Source organism: Pseudomonas sp. W15Feb9B, from assembly GCF_000828175.1.
GTDB lineage: Bacteria > Pseudomonadota > Gammaproteobacteria > Pseudomonadales > Pseudomonadaceae > Aquipseudomonas > Aquipseudomonas parakoreensis.
The window spans coordinates 1-19455 of record NZ_JTKF01000023.1 but is presented as its reverse complement, the minus strand read 5'-3'; the positions used below and the strand labels follow the sequence as shown (position 1 = coordinate 19455).

At 60.8% G+C, this 19455-nt stretch carries 20 protein-coding genes; 7 read left to right on the top strand and 13 right to left on the bottom strand.

Annotated features, from left to right (window positions below; translation table 11 throughout):
- Window positions 1–63: 63 nt before the first annotated feature.
- From murB to OC71_RS12135, 8 genes are all read right to left on the bottom strand, one after another.
- Entirely contained in the window at window positions 64–1083 is a 1020-nt protein-coding gene (murB, locus tag OC71_RS12170; RefSeq protein WP_041069128.1) for a UDP-N-acetylmuramate dehydrogenase, read from the bottom strand.
- The gene (locus OC71_RS12165) at window positions 1080–1544 is read right to left on the bottom strand and encodes a low molecular weight protein-tyrosine-phosphatase (protein ID WP_041069125.1); all 465 of its coding nucleotides are present in this window, start codon (window positions 1542–1544) and stop codon (window positions 1080–1082) included. Before OC71_RS12165 ends, murB begins: the two co-directional genes overlap by 4 nt.
- Window positions 1544–2308, bottom strand: coding sequence for a 3-deoxy-manno-octulosonate cytidylyltransferase (gene kdsB, locus OC71_RS12160; RefSeq protein ID WP_041069122.1), 765 nt, complete (start codon window positions 2306–2308; stop codon window positions 1544–1546). Before kdsB ends, OC71_RS12165 begins: the two co-directional genes overlap by 1 nt.
- Window positions 2305–2490 (bottom strand): Trm112 family protein, encoded by a 186-nt coding sequence (locus OC71_RS12155; RefSeq protein ID WP_003174668.1) that lies wholly within the window; start codon window positions 2488–2490, stop codon window positions 2305–2307. Before OC71_RS12155 ends, kdsB begins: the two co-directional genes overlap by 4 nt.
- A gap of 21 nt (window positions 2491–2511) precedes the next feature.
- A complete protein-coding gene (gene lpxK, locus OC71_RS12150; protein WP_041069105.1) occupies window positions 2512–3522 on the bottom strand; it encodes a tetraacyldisaccharide 4'-kinase in 1011 nt (336 codons plus the stop codon).
- On the bottom strand, window positions 3522–3950 hold the full coding sequence (locus OC71_RS12145; RefSeq protein ID WP_027612340.1) for a biopolymer transporter ExbD: 429 nt from the start codon (window positions 3948–3950) through the stop codon (window positions 3522–3524). Before OC71_RS12145 ends, lpxK begins: the two co-directional genes overlap by 1 nt.
- On the bottom strand, window positions 3947–4582 hold the full coding sequence (locus OC71_RS12140; RefSeq protein WP_003227083.1) for a MotA/TolQ/ExbB proton channel family protein: 636 nt from the start codon (window positions 4580–4582) through the stop codon (window positions 3947–3949). The genes OC71_RS12145 and OC71_RS12140 overlap by 4 nt, the downstream gene beginning before the upstream one ends.
- A 111-nt stretch (window positions 4583–4693) precedes the next feature.
- A complete protein-coding gene (locus tag OC71_RS12135) occupies window positions 4694–6907 on the bottom strand; it encodes a DNA internalization-related competence protein ComEC/Rec2 (RefSeq protein WP_041069102.1) in 2214 nt (737 codons plus the stop codon).
- Between the two features lie 136 nt (window positions 6908–7043).
- Between OC71_RS12135 and OC71_RS12130 the strand changes: the two genes are divergently transcribed.
- Window positions 7044–7562: a DUF2062 domain-containing protein gene (locus tag OC71_RS12130; RefSeq protein WP_041069099.1), complete on the top strand. Its 519-nt coding sequence runs from the start codon at window positions 7044–7046 to the stop codon at window positions 7560–7562.
- 165 nt (window positions 7563–7727) lie between these two features.
- Here the strand turns inward: OC71_RS12130 and OC71_RS12125 are convergent, their stop codons facing one another.
- The 4 genes from OC71_RS12125 to OC71_RS12110 all read right to left on the bottom strand — a co-directional run bounded on the left by OC71_RS12125 (window position 7728) and on the right by OC71_RS12110 (window position 10896).
- On the bottom strand, window positions 7728–8507 hold the full coding sequence (locus tag OC71_RS12125; protein ID WP_041069097.1) for an ABC transporter permease: 780 nt from the start codon (window positions 8505–8507) through the stop codon (window positions 7728–7730).
- Window positions 8504–9436, bottom strand: a complete 933-nt coding sequence (locus OC71_RS12120) for an ABC transporter ATP-binding protein (protein ID WP_041069096.1) — start codon at window positions 9434–9436, stop codon at window positions 8504–8506. The genes OC71_RS12125 and OC71_RS12120 overlap by 4 nt, the downstream gene beginning before the upstream one ends.
- Before the next feature lie 133 nt (window positions 9437–9569).
- Window positions 9570–10193, bottom strand: a complete 624-nt coding sequence (locus OC71_RS12115) for a glutathione S-transferase family protein (RefSeq protein WP_041069094.1) — start codon at window positions 10191–10193, stop codon at window positions 9570–9572.
- 43 nt (window positions 10194–10236) lie between these two features.
- Window positions 10237–10896 carry a transglutaminase family protein gene (locus OC71_RS12110; protein ID WP_041069092.1) on the bottom strand — a complete coding sequence of 220 codons (660 nt, stop codon included), beginning with the start codon at window positions 10894–10896 and terminating at the stop codon, window positions 10237–10239.
- Window positions 10897–11143: 247 nt separating this feature from the next.
- On the opposite strand from OC71_RS12110, the gene OC71_RS12105 reads away from it, so the two are divergent.
- Together OC71_RS12105 and OC71_RS12100 are read left to right on the top strand one after the other, a co-directional pair.
- Complete coding sequence (locus OC71_RS12105; RefSeq protein WP_041069089.1) at window positions 11144–13591, top strand: acyl-CoA dehydrogenase; 2448 nt, start codon at window positions 11144–11146, stop codon at window positions 13589–13591.
- A gap of 89 nt (window positions 13592–13680) precedes the next feature.
- Entirely contained in the window at window positions 13681–14088 is a 408-nt protein-coding gene (locus OC71_RS12100) for a PA2817 family protein (RefSeq protein ID WP_041069086.1), read from the top strand.
- A gap of 64 nt (window positions 14089–14152) precedes the next feature.
- On the opposite strand, the gene OC71_RS12095 is transcribed toward OC71_RS12100, so the two are convergent.
- Window positions 14153–15151, bottom strand: a complete 999-nt coding sequence (locus OC71_RS12095; protein ID WP_041069083.1) for a LysR family transcriptional regulator — start codon at window positions 15149–15151, stop codon at window positions 14153–14155.
- Between the two features lie 90 nt (window positions 15152–15241).
- Here OC71_RS12095 and OC71_RS12090 point away from each other — a divergent pair, with 90 nt between their 5' ends.
- From OC71_RS12090 to OC71_RS12075, 4 genes are all read left to right on the top strand, one after another.
- Window positions 15242–15868, top strand: coding sequence for a serine-tRNA(Ala) deacylase AlaX (locus tag OC71_RS12090; RefSeq protein ID WP_041069080.1), 627 nt, complete (start codon window positions 15242–15244; stop codon window positions 15866–15868).
- An 89-nt stretch (window positions 15869–15957) separates the two neighbouring features.
- The gene (locus OC71_RS12085) at window positions 15958–16728 is read left to right on the top strand and encodes a 2OG-Fe(II) oxygenase (protein ID WP_041069077.1); all 771 of its coding nucleotides are present in this window, start codon (window positions 15958–15960) and stop codon (window positions 16726–16728) included.
- 1 nt (window position 16729) lies between these two features.
- The gene (locus OC71_RS12080) at window positions 16730–17368 is read left to right on the top strand and encodes a LysE family translocator (RefSeq protein WP_041069074.1); all 639 of its coding nucleotides are present in this window, start codon (window positions 16730–16732) and stop codon (window positions 17366–17368) included.
- 199 nt (window positions 17369–17567) lie between these two features.
- Entirely contained in the window at window positions 17568–19307 is a 1740-nt protein-coding gene (locus tag OC71_RS12075) for a dipeptidase (RefSeq protein WP_041069071.1), read from the top strand.
- Window positions 19308–19455 lie beyond the last annotated feature (148 nt).

Here is a 19455-nt window from a genome sequence, read left to right as displayed (position 1 = left end):
AACAAAAAAGCCCTGCACTTTTTGTTCAGTGCAGGGCTTTGGATACCGACCTGAAGCGTAGCCTCAATAGCGGTTCGGCTCCATTTCCAGCTCGACATTGAAACGTTCGGCAATATCTTTCTGGATGCGTTGCGCCAGCTCCAGCAATTGCAGACCGGTCGCGGTGCCGTAGTTGACCAGCACCAGCGCCTGCAATTTATGCACGCCGGCATCGGCCTCGCGGAAACCTTTCCAGCCAGCGCGCTCGATCAACCAGCCGGCGGCCAGTTTCATCTGCCCGTCCGCTTGCGCATAGGCCACCAGATCCGGGTGCTGCGCCTTGATCTGCTCGACCAGTGCGGCCGACACCAGTGGATTCTTGAAGAAACTGCCGGCATTGCCGAGCACCGCCGGGTCCGGCAGTTTTTCGCTGCGGATACTGCAGATTGCGCGGCTGACGTCGCTCGGCGTTGGTTGCTCAATGCCCTGCTCAGCCAGGCGCTGGCGCACCGGGCCGTATTCCAAATGCAGATGCGCGACACGATCAAGCTTGAAGCGCACCCGCAGGATCAGCCAACGTCCCGGCTGCTGCTTGAACAGACTGTCGCGGTAGGCGAAGTTGCACTCCTCCAGGCTGAAGTCGCGCAGTTCGCCGGTCTGGCGGTTCAGCGCGGTCAGCCCGGCGAACACATCCTTGATCTCAACGCCGTAGGCGCCGATGTTCTGCATCGGCGCCGCGCCAACAGTGCCGGGGATCAGGCTGAGGTTTTCCAGGCCGGAAAAACCCTGCGCCAGCGTGTGCTGCACGAACGGATGCCACGGCTCGCCGGCCTCGGCTTCGATCACTACACGGTTGCCGTCGTCACTGATCAGCCGAATGCCTCGGGTCGCCATGCGCAGCACCAGCGCCGGAATATCTGCAGTCAGCAGCAGGTTGCTGCCGCCGCCGATCACCAGCAACGGCACGTCATGGGCAGTCGCGTAGGCCAGCGCTTCGCGGACGTCGGCGTCGCTGTGCGCCTCGGCGAACAACTGCGCGCGAACGTCGACGCCAAAACTGTTGAACGGTTTCAGCGAAACCTGTGATTGAAGCTGCAAACTCATAACCGGCCCTTCACTTCGATCAACAGTTGGTCACACGCCGCTTCGATCAGGTCCAGCACCTGCTCGAAGCCCTGATCGCCGTCGTAGTACGGATCCGGCACTTCATCGACCACACCGGCGTAACGGCGCAGGAACAGGTCCAGTTCGGCCTTGCCGGTGGACGGTTGCAAGGCCTTGAGGTTGCGCAGATTGCTGTGGTCCATGGCCAGAATCAGGTCGTAACTGGCGAAATCGGCACGGCTGACCTGCTGCGCGCGTTGCGCCGACAGGTCATAACCGCGCACTTTGGCTGCGGCCTGGCTGCGTTTGTCCGGCGGATTGCCGACGTGCCAGTCACCGGTGCCGGCGGAGGCCACTTCGACCTGATCCGCCAGCCCCGCTGCGCGCAGTTTGTGGCGCAACACGCCTTCAGCGGTGGGCGAACGGCAGATGTTGCCCAGGCACACGAACAGAACGCGCATCAGGCCTCCAGCAGGCGACGAACGCGCTCGAGGTCTTCAACGGTGTCGACCCCGGTTGGCGGCGCGATCAACGCATCGGCCACATGAATCCGCACGCCATGCCACAGAGCACGCAGCTGTTCCAGCGATTCAGTGTTTTCCAGCCAGCACGGGCCCCAGCTCACAAAGTCCTGAAGGAAGCCGGCGCGGTAGGCATAAATGCCGATGTGGCGACGGTATGGCACGCCTTCCGGCAACACGTCACGGCTCTTGGCGAAAGCATCGCGGGCCCACGGCAAGGTGGCGCGACTGAAGGTCAGCGCCAGACCGTTAGTGTCGCTGACGACCTTGACTACGTTGGGGTTGAACAGGGTTTCAACGTCTTCGATCGGCTCGGCCAGGGTGGCCATGCGCGCTTCGGTGTGGGCCGCGAGGTTGGCGGCGACCTGGTCGATCACGCTTGGCGGGATCAACGGTTCATCGCCTTGCACGTTGACCACGATCGCGTCCGGCGCAAGGCCCAGCTTCGCCGCGACTTCCGCGAGGCGGTCAGTCCCGGAATTGTGATCTTCACGGGTCAGCACCACTTCCGCGCCGAACGCCTTGCAGGCCTCGACGATGCGCGCATCGTCAGTCGCAACCACCACGCGGCTGGCGCTGCTTTTGCTCGCCTGTTCCCAGACGTGCTGAATCATCGGCTTGCCGGCGATATCCAGCAGTGGTTTGCCCGGCAGGCGGGTCGAGGCGTAGCGCGACGGGATGACAACGGTGAAGGCGGTGGTCATTTATCCAGACGCTCGTCGGTGGTCAGGGTGCGCGCTTCGCTTTCGAGCATCACCGGGATGCCGTCGCGGATCGGATAGGCCAGCCCGGCCCCCTTGCTGATCAGTTCGGTCTTGTCGGCGCTGAGCTTGAGCGGGCCTTTGCAGATCGGGCACGCGAGGATATCGAGCAATTTGGTGTCCATGAACATTCCCTGGATAAAGAGTTAAGGCAAAAGACGATTGGGCAACAGGCGCATCAACTGGGTGTCGAACCAGGCCACGAAGGCCGGTGACGGCACGGCATCGACCGCCAGATACCACCAGTCGTCAGCCGCGAAGGCACGGCACTTCACCGCATCCTTCTCGGTCATCACCAACGGCAATGACGGTGTGAAATTCAAGGCCTGCACGCTGTACTCGGCGTGGTCGGCAAACGCATGGGGGATTGCCCGCCAGTCTAGCGCTTCGAGGGTATTGAAGAAACGTTGCGGATTGCCGATCCCGGCCACCGCGTGCACTGATTGACCGGGCGCAAAATGCGCCAGCGGCTGGCGCTCGCCGCTGCGCAGATTGACCAGCGCCGTCGGCCGCAGGTGAAAGGCGAAACCCTCTTCACGATCCGCCGTGGCACCGTTGAACAGTACGCCATCGACGCTTTGCAGGCGCTCGATCGGCTCGCGCAACGGGCCTGCCGGCAGGCAGCGTTTGTTGCCCAAACCTCGGGCGGCGTCGATCAGTACCAGCTCCAGATCCCGCGCCAGACGGTAATGCTGCATGCCGTCGTCGGAGAGGATCAGATCCAGCGGTTCACTGGCGAGCAAGGCTTTGACCGCTGCGCTGCGATCAGGGTCGATCATCAGCGGTACGCCGGTGCGCTGCACGATCAACAGCGGTTCGTCGCCGGCGATATCGGCGCCCTGCTCGGCGGTGACCCGCCATGGCAGTTGCGGTGGTTTGGCGCCGTAACCACGGCTGACCACGCCAACGCGCAGGCCGGCACGGCGGCAATGCTCGATCAACCACAGGATCATCGGCGTCTTGCCGGTGCCACCCACCGTGATGTTGCCGACCACGATCAACGGCACCGGCGGCTGATAGATCGGGCCTTCACCGTCGAGAAAACGCTGGCGCTTGTTGACCACCACGTGGCGGTAGAGCATTTCCAGCGGCCGCAGCAGCGTCAGGGCCGAATGCCCCTGATACCAAGCGGCGAGCAAACGATCGGACAGGCTCATCAGGATTTGGGCGCCGCCTCGACCGTGGTCATGCGCAGATGGCTGAAACCGAGCTTGCCGGCCGCATCCATGGCGGTGATCACCGATTGGTGTTGGGTCTTGCCGTCGGCACTGATCGACAACGGCATGTTGGTGTCACCGTTGGCTTCTTTCTGCATGGCTTCCATCAGCGTCGCCAGGTCGTTCTTCGGCAGAATCTTGTTGTTCACCGAGAACACACCTTCGGCGCTGATCGCGACGTCCAGTTGCTTGAGCTGCTGGTCTTCGGCAGGCGAGCCGCTGACCGATTCCGGCAGATCGACACGTAGCTGGGTTTCGCGGGTGAAGGTGGTGGTCACGACGAAAAACAGCAACAGGATGAAGACCACGTCGATCAGCGAAGCGAGGTTGATGTCGATCGTTTCCCGGGGTTTGCGACGGAATTTCACGCTTTGTCCCCGGCCAGATCGACGTCACGGTCGCCCTGCACCACTTCGACCAGTTTGATCGCTTCCTGCTCCATGCCCACCACCAGCTCATCGATGCGGCGCTGCAGGAAACGGTGGAAGAACACCGACGGAATACCGACCATCAGGCCCGCCGCCGTGGTAATCAGCGCCTTGGAAATACCGCCGGCCAGGACCGAGGCATTAGTAGTCATGCCCGAACCGGTGAAGGCGCTGAAAATGTCGATCATGCCCAATACCGTGCCCAACAGGCCCAGCAACGGCGACATGGCAGCAATGGTGCCCAGCGCGTTGACGTAGCGTTCGAGCTCGTGAATCACCCGCGCCGCGGCTTCTTCGATGCATTCCTTCATGATCTCGCGACCATGCTTGGAGTTGGCCAGGCCCGCGGCGAGAATTTCACCCAGCGGCGAGTTGGCGCGCAATTCCTTGAGCTTTTCTTTATTGAGCTGTTTGTCCTTGATCCAGACCCAGACCTGGCCCAGCAGATGCTCGGGGGTGACGCGGCTGGCGCGCAGGGTCCACAGGCGCTCGGCGACAATCGCCATGGCCGCGATGGAACTCAGAATGATCGGCAACATCATCCAGCCGCCGGATTTGACCAATTCCCACACAGTGACAGTCCCCTCGAAAAAGTGCGCCACTTTACCATACCGTTTCGCGATTAAGACCCGCTGCCCCGACGACCTGATGCCGCATTCGGCGATCCCGCGATCAATGGTGTTTCACCGCCAGAAACGCCGCTGTTGACGCATCAGCCATGGCGCCTGAAAGCCGCCCAGGCGCAGATGAATGGCGCCGTGCTGCGCGCTGTCGTAGATGCGCAGCCCTTGCTGGCGATAACGCGCCAGCACTAGCGGATGCGGATGCCCGAACGAATTGCCCTGCCCACGGGAAATCAGCACCGAATGCGGCCTCAGAGCCCGAAGCAGTGCCATTGAAGACGAACTGCGGCTGCCATGATGCGGCGCTTGCAGCCAGTGCGTCGGCCGCGCCAACGGACTCTCCAGCAGAGCCCGTTCGGCAGCCGTGTCGATATCGCCGGTCAGCAGCAGACGCTCGCCATTGGCCTCGATCTGCAACACGCAGGAGCGCTGATTGCTGTCATGGGCCGCCGACCACTGCCACAGTTGAAACCGCACCCCGTCCCACTGCCATTGACGTCCGCTTTCACAGGCTTCGGCCCGCAGGATGGCGGGCAGCCCCGGAGGATCGCCGCTGATCACCCGCGTCACTTTCAGGCCCCGCGATACCGCCAGCGCACCACCGGCATGGTCGGCATCGGCATGACTGAGCAGCATCAGGTCGATGCGTTCAACCCCCAGTTTGTGCAGCGCCGGCAACACCACCCGCTGCCCCAGATCGAAATCGCCGAAACGTGGACCGGCGTCGTAGAGCAGCGTGTGATGACGCGTGCGGATCAGGATCGCCAGGCCCTGACCGACATCGAGTTGCCAGATATCAGCCAGTCCCTCGGCCACCCGCTCGCGAGGCGGCGCCAGCAAAATCAACAGCAACGGCCAGCCCAATGGTCGCAATGGCACACCGCGCGGCAACAGCAACAATACAGCCCCGAGACTGCCAATCAACAAGGTCCACCACGGCAGCGACGGTGAGATCCATGCCGGCCAGGCGCCGGCGATCACCGACAAGCCACGAAACAGCCAGTCGATCAAACCACCGGCCAGCCACAACAAGCCTGCACCGACGTAAGGCACCGGCAACAACATCGTGCCGAGCAGCGCCGGTGGCAGCACCAGCAGACTGACCCACGGCACCGCCAGCAGATTCGCCAAGGGTCCGCTGAGGCTGATCGGCAGGTTCAGCGCCAGCAACACCGGGCACAGGCCCAGCGCAATCAGCCATTGCGCGCGAGTCCAGGTCTGCCACCATGTCCACGCGCCGAGGCGCCCGCCGAAGGTAAAAATCAAAATCCCCACCGCGGCGAACGACAGCCACAAACCGGGACGCAAACTGGCCAACGGATCGAATAACAGCAGCGCATTGAATGCCAGCAACAGCGGCCACCACGCGCCGAGATGGCGAAAGCGCAGGCGCCACAACAACACCAGCCCAACCATCACGCAGGCCCGTTGCACCGGCACATCAAACCCGGCGAGCAAGCCGTAGCCGAGCGCTGCGGCAAACGCCAGCCCACAGGCCCATGGCAGCCAGGGCCAGCGCAGCGGCCACCAGCCGTAGCGCGCCAGCCCGGCGACCAGCAGATACACGACCGCCGCCAACATCCCGATGTGTTGACCGGAAATCACCAGCAGATGCACGGTGCCGGTGTCCTGCAGGATCTGCCAATCCTCGCGACTGAGCCCGGAGCCGTCACCGAGCACCAGCGCCGCCAATGCACCGCCCCGGCCCTGCGTGTCCACTTCAAGCAAGCGCTGGCGAATGCTGCCGCGCCACGCCCAACCTGCCTCGGCCAGGCGCTGACCGTCCTTGATCGTGCCGGTCGCGCCGATGCGTTGCGCCAGTAGCCACGCTTCGTAATCGAACGCATCGGGATTGAGCAGGCCACTCGGGCGCTTGAGCTTCACCGCCAGCCGCCAACGCTCGCCGCTGTTGAGCGGCGGCCCGGCGTGCCACGCCAGACGCATCAACGACGGCAATTTCTCGTGTCGCGAGCGGGCATCGGCCAACTCGAATCGCACCACGCCCTCGCTGGTTTGCGGCAAACCGACCACCCGCCCTTCGACCCAACGGGTTTCGCCGTCAAGCGCTTCCGGCAGGCGATCATTCAACGCCCATTGCGCACTGACGCACGCCCAGGTGAAACCGAACAGCAGAAACGCCAGGGGATAGCTGCGAAACGGCAGCAACATCAGTCCCACCAACGGCAACAACATCATCAACCCGACCGGCGGTAAAACCGGCAAAAAAACCGGAACCAGCAGACCGACTGCCAGCGCCATCATCCCTGTGCGCATAAGCCCGTCCTTGAGAGTTCCTGCATTAGGGGTAGCTGGTATGAGGGAGGGTCGTCGTCAACAATTGTCACAAAGTCTGAATGGGCGCTTCGTAGAATCCAGACATACTTGCCGCCTTAACCGACCGAGAAGCCTTATGCCCCGGCGCTTATTCAAACGTTACATGCCCGACCCGACGAGCATCAGGGAACACAAATCCTTACGCTTTCTCGGCAAGTTGCTGCATGACCCGAACCTCTGGCACCTCAATCGTCACTCGGTGGCCCGGGCGATGGCCGTCGGCCTGTTCGCCGCGTTCCTGCCGATTCCGGCGCAGATGCTGGTGGCGGCCGCACTGGCGATCACCGTACGCGGCAACATGCCGATTGCCGTCAGCCTCGTGTGGCTGACCAACCCGATCACCATGCCGGCGGTGTTTTTCTGTACTTATCAGGCCGGAGCCTGGTTGATGAATGTGCCCGCCCGCACCCTGCCCGACTCCTTGACCTGGGAATGGATCAGCGGAGAGCTCTCGACCATGTGGCAGCCGTTTTTGCTGGGGTCGGTGGTATGCGGACTGCTTCTGGGCATCCTCGCCTACTTCACGGTGATGCTGTACTGGCGCTGGTGGGTGGCGCGGCAATGGGCGCGGCGCAAAAAAAACCGCATGCATTGAATGCAAAACGGCCTCCGCAGTGGGAGGCCGTTTTTTGTAGCGTCTGAATGGGCCCCATCGCGGGCAAGCCCGCTCCCACAGAATCTGGTTTGCCCGAAATTATTTGAACGACACAAATCCCTGTGGGAGCGGGCTTGCCCGCGATGGCAGCGACGTGGTATCGGATCAGGTCCGCATTCCGCGCCCACTCACCAGCAACCGCGCACAACCGAGGTACAACACCACGGTCGCCACCAGCATGAAGGTGATCGCGATACCGATGCGGATATCCGACACCCCGAGAATGCCGTAGCGGAAGGCGTTGACCATGTGCAGCACCGGATTGGCCAGCGACACGGTCTGCCAGAACGGCGGCAGCAAGGTGATCGAATAGAACACGCCACCGAGGTAGGTCAGCGGCGTCAGCACAAACGTCGGGATGATCGAAATATCATCGAAGTTGCGCGCAAACACCGCGTTGATGAAGCCCAGCAGCGAGAAGATCGTCGCGGTCAGAATCACCACCAACAAGGTCACGCCGAGGTGATGCACCTGCAGATGGGTGAAGAACAGCGACAGGATGGTCACGATCACCCCGACCATCAGACCACGCAGCACGCCGCCGATGGTGTAGCCGATCAGAATGGTGTGCGGCGACACCGGCGAGACCATCAGTTCCTCGATGGAACGCTGAAACTTGCTGCCGAAGAAGCTCGAGACCACGTTGCCGTAGGAGTTGGTAATCACCGACATCATGATCAGCCCCGGCACAATGTACTCCATGTAACTGAAGCCTCCCATGCCGCCGATCTGCTTGCCGATCAGGTTACCGAAGATCACGAAATACAGAACCATGGTGATCGCCGGCGGCAGCAGGGTCTGCGGCCAGATCCGGGTAAAACGCCGGACTTCACGGTAAACGATGGTATTGAGGGCGACGAGGTTGGGGCGCAATTCGGAACTCATACCGCCACCTTCGACAGATTTTTCTCCACCAGGGACACGAACAGCTCCTCGAGGCGATTGGTCTTGTTACGCAGGCTCAACACTTCGATGTTCTGTTGCGCCAACTGAGTGAACAGCGCGGTGATGCCCATGGATTTGTCGACCTGGACCTCCAGCGTATGGCCGTCGAGCAACCGCGCGGGATAGCCGATCAATTGTGGCGCAGCGTGCAAGTCGTTTTTCAGATCCAGCAGGAAGGTCTCGACGTGCAACTGGCCCAGCAGTTGTTTCATGCTGGTGTTCTCGACGATGGTGCCGTGGTCGATGATGCCGATGTTGCGGCACAACTGCTCAGCCTCCTCCAGATAGTGCGTGGTGAGGATGATGGTGATGCCTTTCTGGTTCAGCTCGGTGAGGAATGTCCACATCGAACGACGCAGTTCGATGTCGACGCCTGCGGTCGGCTCATCAAGGATCAGCAGGCGCGGCTCATGCACCAGGGCGCGGGCAATCATCAGACGCCGCTTCATGCCGCCGGACAGCGAGCGCGACGGCACATCGCGCTTGTCCCACAGGCCAAGCTGGGTCAGGTACTGCTCGGCGCGCTCCTTGGCGACTTTCGCCGGAATGCCGTAGTAACCGGCCTGGGTCACGACGATGTCGAAGGTCTTTTCGAACTGGTTGAAGTTGAATTCCTGGGGCACCACACCGATCGAGCGCTTGAGCGCGGCGGGGTTCTTGTCCAGGTCATGACCGAAGATATTCACCGTGCCGCTGGTCTTGTTGACCAGGGTCGAGAGAATGCCGATGGTCGTGGATTTGCCCGCGCCATTGGGGCCGAGCAAGGCGAAAAAGTCACCTTCGGCGACGTCCAGATCGATACCACTCAAGGCCTGGAACCCGTTGCCGTAGGTTTTGGTTAGCTGCCGGATGGACAGAGCGGAACTCATATCGGATTTACGCACCAAGAAGGGAAGAAAAGGAAAGATTGGGCCGGGCGGCGAACAAAACAACCACGGCGCGTGAACGCAATGGTGCTTGCCGCCGCCACACAAGTACAGTCAAGAGTGTCGATAGTTATTATCAAGTCAACGCGGTCATGACCGCTTTCTGATAAGCCGGACGCTGCTTCAAACGTGCGTACCAGACCTCCAGATGCGGCTGCGCGGCACGGTCGATGGGCATCTCGAACCAGGCATAAATGAAACTGCCGAGGGGAATATCGCCCATGCCGATTTCGCGGCCGGACAGGTATGGCTGGCTGGCGAGGGCCTGATCGGCCATGGCCAGCAGCGCCGTGCATTCTTTGATCGCGGCGTTGATCGCCGGCCAATCCTGCTTGTCCGCTGGCGTACGCAGCACACCCCAGAACACGGTACGGAAAGGTCCGGCAAAACTCGAGGTGGTCCAGTCCATCCATTTGTCGGCGATGGCCCGGGCTTGCAGGTCTGCCGGAAACCATTGGCTGTTCGGCGCATGTTTGGCCAGCAGGTAACGGACGATCGCATTCGATTCCCACAGCACGAAGCCGTCATCCTCGATCACCGGGACCCGGCCGTTCGGGTTCATCGCACGATATTCAGGTGTGTCGACCACCCCGAAGGCGCCACCGGCGTCAATCGCCTCGTAAGCCAGGCCCAGCTCCTCAGCGGCCCACAGTGGCTTCCTGACATTCGATGAGTTTTTCCGTCCCCAGATCTTCAGCATGACCGCCTCTTTTCCAATGCGTGGGCAGGCAGCATACGCCGGATCATGTGCGGCTCAAATCACTCTGCATATCACCCAGCACCTTCGCCTGATGTTCGCCGAACAGGTGCGGGTAGCACTTTTCCAGATGTTCGAAGAAGAACTGTTCCGGCACGTCGGCGAACTGCCCGTGATCGACCAGATACTCCATCAGCAACGCGCCGTCTCGGTTGTACGGGTGGAAAACGCTGTCATGGATGCCGTCGAACTCCAACGGTGCGACGTTGAACAGTTCGCAGAGTTGCTGGTTGAAGGCCGGCGTGGCCTTGACCCAACGGTCGTTAAGGAACAGCTCGGTGTAGCCGTGCATGGCGAACACATCGCTACGCAGCAGTTCCAGCAACCGCGGGGTCGACAGGTGATTCCTGACGTCGGCCAGACCGATACGCGCCGGGATGCCGCAATGCCGCGCACACCCGGCCAGCAAGGTGGCCTTGGGCACGCAATAACTTTCTCCGGTCGCCAACGCATGGCTGCCACACAGGGTCTGCGGGTCGAGGCTGAACGTGTACGGGTTGTAACGCACTGCTTCGCGCACGGCGTAATAGAGACCGAGCGCCTGCTCGAGCGGGTCGCGGCTGGCACCGCGGTGTTGTTCGGCGAACTCCACCACCGCCGGGTGGTCACTATCGATGAAGCGGCCGGGACTCAGATACTCGCGCATGACGATGTTCTCCTGGGGGAGCCCCGAGTCTAGCGACAGCTCAAGCACAGAGATAACGACGTTTCGGCCAAACATGCACGCGAAGATGCGGGAACGGCGAACGATTTCCCACGGGTGTTGCCCACCGAACCTACGAAAACCATCCGGGGTTTCCCACGAGTTCAATCACCATGTTCTGACCACCCGTTTTACAGATGCCGTCTAAGCTCTGGTGGGTCGGTTGGCCTTGGTTCACGGAGGATTACATATGCTGTTGTTGTGGATACTGGTTCTGATCGTCGGTGTGGCGTACCTCGCTCACCGCCGCATCGCCCCGCTGCCCGCGTTGGGCATCGTCGCCATTTACCTGCTGGCGATGGGTATTTTCAGCCATGCTCCGGGCTGGTTGCTGCTGGTGCTGTGGGTCGTGCTCGCAGTGGTTGCCGCGCCGTTGCTGCTGCCCGACCTGCGCCGCAAGCACTTCACCGCGCCGCTGTTCAACTGGTTCCAGAAAACCCTGCCGCCGATGTCGCAGACCGAACGCGACGCGATCGATGCCGGTACCGTCTGGTGGGACGGCGAGCTGTTCAGCGGCCGTCCAGACTGGGACAAGCTGCTGTCCTACCCGAAGGCGCAACTGAGCGAAGAGGAACAGGCCTTTATCGACGGCCCCACCGAAGAGCTCTGCGCGATGGTCACTGACTGGCAGATCGGCCAGTCGATGGACCTGCCGCCAGAAGCCTGGAGCCACATCAAGGAACACGGCTTCTTCGCCCTGATCATTCCCAAGGAATTCGGTGGCAAGGGATTTTCCGCCTATGCTCACTCGCAAGTGGCGATGAAACTCGCCACCCGCAGCGGCGACCTCGCCTCCACCGTAATGGTGCCCAACTCCCTCGGCCCGGCCGAATTGCTCCTGCATTACGGCACCGACGAGCAGCGCAATCACTACCTGCCGCGGCTGGCCCGTGGCGACGATATTCCGTGCTTCGCCCTCACCGGCCCGCTGGCCGGTTCCGATGCTGGCGCCATGCCGGACACCGGGATCATCTGCAAAGGTCAATGGGACGGCCAGGAAGTCATCGGTCTGCGCCTGAACTGGGAAAAGCGCTACATCACCCTCGGCCCAGTCGCGACCCTGCTCGGTCTGGCCTTCAAGGCTTATGACCCGGAGCATCTGCTGGGCGACAAGGAAGATCTCGGTATCAGTCTGGCGCTGATCCCCACCGATACACCGGGTGTGGAAATCGGCCGTCGCCACCTACCACTGGGTGCCGCATTCATGAACGGCCCGAACTCGGGCAAAGACGTATTCATCCCGCTGGACTATCTCATCGGCGGCCAGGAAATGCTCGGCAAGGGCTGGATGATGCTGATGAACTGCCTGTCGGTCGGGCGCTCGATTTCGCTGCCAGCCGTCGGCACTGGCGCGGCCAAGTTCACCAGTCTGGTGACCGGTCAGTACGCGCAGATTCGTGAGCAGTTCAACGTTCCACTGTCGGCCTTCGAAGGCATTCAGGAAGCCATGGCGCGCATCGGCGGCAACGCCTGGATGATGGACGCCGCGCGGATGCTGACTGCCAACGCAGTGGATCTGGGCGAGAAACCATCGGTACTGTCGGCGATCCTCAAGTACCACCTGACCGAACGCGGCCGCGAGTGCATCACCCACGCCATGGACGTGCACGGCGGCAAGGCGATCATCATGGGGCCGAACAACTACCTCGGGCGCAGCTGGAACGGCGCGCCGATCTTCATCACCGTGGAAGGCGCCAACATCCTTTCGCGCAACCTGATGATCTTCGGTCAGGGCGCCATTCGCTGCCATCCCTTCGTGCTCAAGGAAATGGCCCTCGCCGGCCGTGAAGACAAGGAACAGGCACTGAAAGAATTCGATGGCCTGCTGCTCAAGCACATCGGTTTTGCCGTCGGCAACGCCGCCAGTACCCTGGTGCTGAACCTGGGCTTTGGCCACTTCGAACATGCGCCAGGGGACAGGATCAGCCAAGGTTATTTCCGCGCACTCAATCGGCAGGCGGCAGCGTTCGCCATGCTCGCCGACTTCAGCATGATGTTGCTGGGTGGTGAACTGAAGCGGCGCGAACGCCTGTCGGCGCGTCTCGGCGATGTATTGAGCAACCTGTACCTGGCCTCCGCCGCGCTCAAGCGTTATCACGACCTGGATTCGCCGGCGCATATGGAGCCGCTGTTCCGTTGGGCGATGGAAGAAAGCCTCGGTCAGTCGGAACGGGCACTGGATGAGCTGCTGAGCAACTTCCCGAACAAAGTGTTTGGCTGCCTGCTGCGGGTGATCGTGTTCCCGTTCGGCCGTCGCCACAAAGGCCCATCGGACAAGCTCGGTGCCGAAGTGGCAGCTGTTATTGGTCGCGCCAAAGGTGATCCGACTCTCGAAGAACTGCTCGCCGGTTGCTATCGCCCGCAGTCCGCCGACGATGCCGTGGGTGCCCTGCAACACGCCAGCGATCTGCTGGGTGCCGCGCAACCCCTGCACAAGAAACTGCACACTGCGCTGAAAAGCGGCCAGGTCAAACCGGAGGCGGGCGAACACGCCATCGACGCCGCGCTGGAGGCCGGGGTGTTGCAAGCGGCGGAGGCGCAAACCCTGCGCGATGCTGAAGCGGCTCGGCGCAAGGTGATTGATGTCGATGATTTCGACAAGGAAGAACTGAAACAGGCAGAAGGCAAAGTCCGCTGATGCTGACGACCGTGTAGCTGTTTATTTGTGAAAAACGGGCGCGAGAGCTTTATACTCCCGCGCCCGTTTTGCTCTTGAGGACTTATCTCGTGTCCAACGTCGTTGCCGATCATCTGGTTTTGCTCGACCACCTGCGCAGTATCCTGGTCGCCGTAGGTGAGGCCGATCAGGTTCCCGAAGAAAGCCATGCCTTGTTCCTGGAGCGCTTTGACGAACTGCTGGCATCCCTGCCGATCGATCCGATCGAAAGCCAGTACCTGGGCCAGGACATCCTGACCCAAGTGATTACCCGCTATCCGCAAATTGCCCACCTGATCCCGCGGGATCTGCTGTGGTTCTTCGCTGGTGACTGCCTGCACTACTTGTCTGATGAAGAAATCGACCTGTATCAGGCACTGGAAGAACGTCGCTACGAAGCCGAACAGAACGACGAACCGTTCGACTGGAATCAGGAAAAACAGCTGCTGGCGATGTCTGCCCAGGACAGCAAGCACTGATTTTCTGCTCGGTTAAGAAAAGGCCCGCATGGTGATCCATGCGGGCCTTTTTATTGTTCGGCGTTTACAACAATCCTTCGCTTTCGGGCAGCTCGTAGGCCATCGCCAGATTATTCGGCGCCCCCGCCTTGCCCGGCTTGCTCAACGTCGGCTCCTTCTCCAGGCACTCCACCAGATAGTCGATGAACACCCGCAGCTTCGGCGGCAGATAACGCGTCGGTGAATGCAGCAGCCACAGCCCACCGTGATAGGACGCGAGGAATGTCCACTCCGGCAACACCTGCACAATCAGTTTCTGCTCCAGCGCATAACGCGCGGTGAAGTACGGCAAGCTGCCGATACCAATGTGCTGCAACACGGCTCCGAGCCGCACGCCGGTATGGTTGGCGGCATAGCGGCCACGCACGCCGACCGTCACTGCTTTACTGCCCTTCTTGAATTTCCAGCGGGCATCGCTCGGGGTTTCTCCCAGATAGATACAACTGTGATTGAGCAGATCATGCGGATGCGTCGGTGTGCCGTGGTCGGCCAGGTATTGCGGGGTGGCGCAGAGCAAATGGTCGATGGTCAGCAACTGTCGCCCGACCAGCCCGGCCGGCGGACGGTCCGTAATTCGAATCGCCAGGTCGACATGATCGTCAATCAAATCAACCTGGCGGTCTTCCAGCAGCAACTCGACATCGACCTTTGGATAACGCCGCAGAAACTCGGGCATGTGCGGATGAATCACGAAGCGTCCGACCGCTTTCGGCACACTGACCCGCACCAGCCCTTCTGCCTCGTGGGTGAACTGCCCACTGATCTCCATCACCGACTTGGCGGCGCTGACCATCTCCTGACAGCGCTTGAACACTTCTTCACCACCGTCACTCAGGCGCAATTTGCGCGTTGTGCGCTGCAGCAAACGCGTGGCCAGAGCCTTTTCCAGTCGGGAAATGCTGCGACTGATCGCCGACGGCGAGGAACCCAGCTGGCGGGCGGCTTCGGAGAAACTGCCGGTCTCCACGACCTTGACGAAGATCGCCATTTCACCGAGCAGTGGCAGCGGAAGATTGATGCTCACAGCGCACAAGTCCTTTGATGTTTGAACGGATTATCACGTTATTGCACGATTCATATAATAAAAAAAGACACTTTAATAAGGGCATGGAATATGACGCTTCGCCTCTTTTTCCATAGTGATGACCTCAAGGCTAATGTGGAAGTCCTCGACTGCACGCCCCACGAGAACGAATTTGCCGTGGTGTTGCGCGCCACGCTGTTTCATCCGCAAGGCGGTGGGCAGCCTTGCGATACCGGCATGATCGGCGAAAGCCAGGTGCTGCGCGTGGTCCAGGAGCCGGATCGGATCGTGCATTACGTCGACCGTCCGGTGAAACTCGGCATGACCTGCATCCACGTCGATGAACAACGTCGCCGCTACAACACCCGCATGCATTCAGCCGGGCACCTGATCGGGCATTTCGTGCAAGCGATGGGCTGGACGCCAGTCAAGGCGCACCACTGGCCAGACGAAGGTCGGGTGCAGTTCAAACCGGGCGATGCTGCTCAGGAAGTCGACGCACCAACCGTTCAATACGGTATTCGTGAGTGGATCGAACACGACCTGCCCCGCCTGACCTCGCTGCGCGAAGGCGCGCGGGAAATCGGTTTTGGCGAGCTGCCGGCCTACGGTTGTGGTGGCACCCATGTACGCAGCCTGAAGGATTTGGGCACAGTCACGATCGCTTCCCTTTCGCAGAAGAAAGGTACGTTATCCGTCCACTACAGCGTGGATTAAGCATCTCGGGCGCTGCCACGCGCAGCGTCCGGCGCCGGGGGAACCGCACTCGCCGGTTCCGTTGACTATCGATAGATGGACCTAAAACAATGATGCTAGACGTCGAGCGTCTCGATGAGACGTGCATAAAAAAACTGGCCAACGAAGAAGTCCTCGCCATCCGCGTCAAAGGCTTTCTGCCGGAGCCGCTGGCGGTTCAGCTTGGCGACAAGATTCTGGCTCCGGGCTTTGAGGGCTACATCAACGCGCCGAGCATCGGCCGCATCGGCATGGCGTTTTACGAGGCGGAAAACCAGCCGCTGCTGATCGAGGACTACTTCGAACGCGCCACCCGCAACATCGCGGAACTGCGCGAACGTTGCGCCCCCTACTCCTCACCGGTCGATACCCTGCGCTGCATGCTCGACGAGTCCTGGCCGGCCGGCGCTCATCTGGAAAACCTCTATGGCCGCAAGATGTATGTCGGCCTGTCGCGGGTGGTCAAACCCGGTGTGTGTTTCCTCGCTCATCACGATATTTTCGCCAAGGACGCCCCGGACAGCTTTCAGGCCCGCAGCCTGGAGGCGCAGTTCGCCTGCAACGTGTACCTGAACATGCCGACCGAGGGCGGCGCACTGCAGATGTGGGACGACGACATCACCCCGGATCAGTTCGACCAGATGCGCGGCGACAGCTACGGCATCGACCCGGCGCTGCTCGGCCCACCGACTCTGGAAGTGCGGCCGGAGCCGGGCGATTTCATCATGTTCAATTCGCGCTGCATGCACTCGGTGACGCCGGGCGTAGCGGATCCGCGACTGAGCCTTTCATTCTTTGTCGGCTATCGCGGCAATGCTTCTCCCCTGACCTTCTGGAGCTGAGATGTTATCGAACTACCTGGGCGAGTTTCTGGCACTGGCCACCATTCACTTTCTGGCCGTGGTCGCTCCCGGCCCGGACTTCGCCGTGACCATCCGCCAGAGCGTACGCTTCGGCCGACTGGTGGGCATCTGCACCGCACTGGGCATCGGCGCCGGTATTTCGGTGCACGTTCTCTACACCTTGCTCGGCGTTGGCGCGCTCATGCACACCACGCCGTGGTTGCTGACCGTGGCCAAGGTGATCGGTGGCGCGTACATCTTTTACCTCGGCATCAGCCTGATTCGCAGTAAACCGAAGTCCACGCTCGAGGGTGAAAACAATACCGACGAGCCGCTGGTCGCGCAGTCACTGTTCAAGGCGTTCAGCACCGGTTTTCTGACCAATGCCACCAACCCCAAGGCCACGCTGTTTTTCCTGGCGATCTTCACCACGATCATCAGCGCCACTACCCCGCTGAATATCCAGGCGCTGTACGGGGTGTGGATGTGCTTCGTCAACGCGCTGTGGTTCGTGATCGTCGCACTGTTTTTTTCCAGCAGCCGGGTGCGGACCCTGTTCATGCGCATGGGCCATTGGTTCGAACGCAGCATGGGCGTGATCCTGATTCTGTTCGCCGGCAGGCTGGTGCTGTCGATGTAAACGCTGCGCCCAAAGACAAGGCCCGATCAGTTGCACACTGCTCGGGCCTTTTTCGTTTGTGCGCCGCTTTTGCATTTCTGTGCGACGGATCCCACTTCAGGGGCTCCCCTTCAACACCTTCGCGGTGTTAGTTTGGAAAAGATTTGTTTCAACTTTCAAACACTTCCCTTCAAATGCCTGCAAAGGAATGCCCACTGCAATGAATTTTTCCCTCAAGCGTCTGGCTGCCGCCAGCCTGATTCTGGCCAGTCTTTCGTCGTTCACCCTGCCGGCCCAGGCCAACATCAGCACCGAGCAAAGTGCTGCGATCCTCAAGGCCTTCAGCGATACGACGGTCAGCGATTTTCGTCAGTTTCTCGGTGCGGTAGCGAGCAGCAATCCGGGCAAGACCGACAACCTCGCCCCGGCGATCAATGGTTTTCTCGACAACAAGACCCTGACCGCCGAGCAACAGAACGAGATCCACCGTCTACTGGGCCTGTACACCCGCGCCAAGTACGGCAAGGCCGCCCTCGAGACCCTGCGCGAGCTGGTGGAAATCCCGACCTTCCGCAAAGAAGGCGTGGCCCAGCACGACAATCCCGAGTTCATCAAGATCGCCGAAAAGATCAAAAACCTCGCCGAATCGTTCAACCTGAAATTCCGCAACGTCGACAACCGCGTCTATGAAATTTCCCTCGATGGCAGCGGCGATGACGTCGTGGGCATTCACGCGCATGCCGACGTGGTACCGGTCACCCCGGAAAACTGGGTGCTGAAGGACGGAACCAAACTCGATCCATTCAAAGTGACGTTGATCGGCGACCGCATGTATGGCCGTGGCACCGAGGACGACAAGAACGGCATCGTCGTCGCCATGTACGCCATGAAAGTGATCAAGGAAGAAAAGCTGCCACTGGCACGCAACTTCAAACTGCTGGTGGACACCACTGAAGAAACCACGGGTGACGCGATCCCCTACTACTTCGAACACAACCCGACGCCGAACTACAACATGGCACTGGATGGCGGTTACCCGGTGGTCATCGCCGAGAAAGGCTACGGCACGGTCATGGCCAATTTCCCGCTGCGCAAGGCTGAAGGCAGTGGCGCCGAAATCACTTCGATGACCGGCGGCCTGGCGACCAACCAGATTCCGTCGGTTTCGGTCGCCACCCTCGTCACCGACAAGCCGGAGCAATTGGCGGCGAGCCTGCAGAAGGCCGGCAACGAGTACGCGAAAAAACACGGTGGCGACTTCAAAGTGGCGGCAAAAGTTGACGGCAAAGACGTCAAGCTGAGCGTCACCGGTGTGTCCGCGCACTCCTCCGAACCCGAGTCCGGCGTCAACCCGGTCGCGCGGATGCTCGACTTCATCAACGGTCTCGACGGCAAGGTGGCGCTCAAGCACAACCAGATCACCGACGCTGCACGCTATGCGTCCAACAACTGGGGCCTGGATTATCTGGGGAAAAAACTTGGCGTCGGCTTCTCCGATGCGTTCATGGGCCCGCTGACTGCTTCGCTGACCTACGTCGGTGTGGACGACAAGGCCTTCAAACTGGCTGTCAACTTGCGCGTGCCGAAGGGTAAATCGCCAGAAGTGCTGCAGAAGGAAATCGCTGACAAACTCGCCGCCTGGAGCAAGAAAACCCACGTCGCTGCGGACTTCACCTACTCGATCGACGAACCGATGTACCGCAACCCGGAAGGCGAATGGGTCAAAGCACTGTTGGCGGTGGCCACGGAGAACCTGGGCATGAAGCACGAGTTCGGCACCTCGGCCGGGGCGACCTCGGTGCATGACCTGCCGAACGGCGTGCAATTCGGCCTGGCCCGTCCTGAAGTCAAATACACCGGCCATACTGACGGTGAGTTCAAGACGGTTGACCAGTTCCTGCTGGACCTGCAGATCGTCACTGAGATGATGGGCCGTGTCGGCCAACTGCCGAAGCTCTGATAAGACACGGGCCCGTGATTCAGCGGGCCTGACGTGAAAACAGAAAAGGACCCGAAGGTCCTTTTTTGTTGCGTGCAAAATGCTGCACAAACAAAAACGCCGATCATCACTGATCGGCGTTTTTGTGAAATTGGAGCGGGAAACGAGA

Excerpts from the sequence above, each read along its gene's own strand:
- murB (WP_041069128.1), bottom strand. The coding sequence starts at position 1,083 with ATGAGTTTGCAGCTTCAATCACAGGTTTCGCTGAAACCGTTCAACAGT.
- OC71_RS12165 (WP_041069125.1), bottom strand. The coding sequence starts at position 1,544 with ATGCGCGTTCTGTTCGTGTGCCTGGGCAACATCTGCCGTTCGCCCACC.
- kdsB (WP_041069122.1), bottom strand. The coding sequence starts at position 2,308 with ATGACCACCGCCTTCACCGTTGTCATCCCGTCGCGCTACGCCTCGACC.
- OC71_RS12155 (WP_003174668.1), bottom strand. The coding sequence starts at position 2,490 with ATGGACACCAAATTGCTCGATATCCTCGCGTGCCCGATCTGCAAAGGC.
- lpxK (WP_041069105.1), bottom strand. The coding sequence starts at position 3,522 with ATGAGCCTGTCCGATCGTTTGCTCGCCGCTTGGTATCAGGGGCATTCG.
- OC71_RS12135 (WP_041069102.1), bottom strand. The coding sequence starts at position 6,907 with ATGCGCACAGGGATGATGGCGCTGGCAGTCGGTCTGCTGGTTCCGGTT.
- OC71_RS12130 (WP_041069099.1), top strand. The coding sequence starts at position 7,044 with ATGCCCCGGCGCTTATTCAAACGTTACATGCCCGACCCGACGAGCATC.
- OC71_RS12125 (WP_041069097.1), bottom strand. The coding sequence starts at position 8,507 with ATGAGTTCCGAATTGCGCCCCAACCTCGTCGCCCTCAATACCATCGTT.
- OC71_RS12120 (WP_041069096.1), bottom strand. The coding sequence starts at position 9,436 with ATGAGTTCCGCTCTGTCCATCCGGCAGCTAACCAAAACCTACGGCAAC.
- OC71_RS12115 (WP_041069094.1), bottom strand. The coding sequence starts at position 10,193 with ATGCTGAAGATCTGGGGACGGAAAAACTCATCGAATGTCAGGAAGCCA.
- OC71_RS12110 (WP_041069092.1), bottom strand. The coding sequence starts at position 10,896 with ATGCGCGAGTATCTGAGTCCCGGCCGCTTCATCGATAGTGACCACCCG.
- OC71_RS12105 (WP_041069089.1), top strand. The coding sequence starts at position 11,144 with ATGCTGTTGTTGTGGATACTGGTTCTGATCGTCGGTGTGGCGTACCTC.
- OC71_RS12090 (WP_041069080.1), top strand. The coding sequence starts at position 15,242 with ATGACGCTTCGCCTCTTTTTCCATAGTGATGACCTCAAGGCTAATGTG.
- OC71_RS12085 (WP_041069077.1), top strand. The coding sequence starts at position 15,958 with ATGATGCTAGACGTCGAGCGTCTCGATGAGACGTGCATAAAAAAACTG.
- OC71_RS12080 (WP_041069074.1), top strand. The coding sequence starts at position 16,730 with ATGTTATCGAACTACCTGGGCGAGTTTCTGGCACTGGCCACCATTCAC.
- OC71_RS12075 (WP_041069071.1), top strand. The coding sequence starts at position 17,568 with ATGAATTTTTCCCTCAAGCGTCTGGCTGCCGCCAGCCTGATTCTGGCC.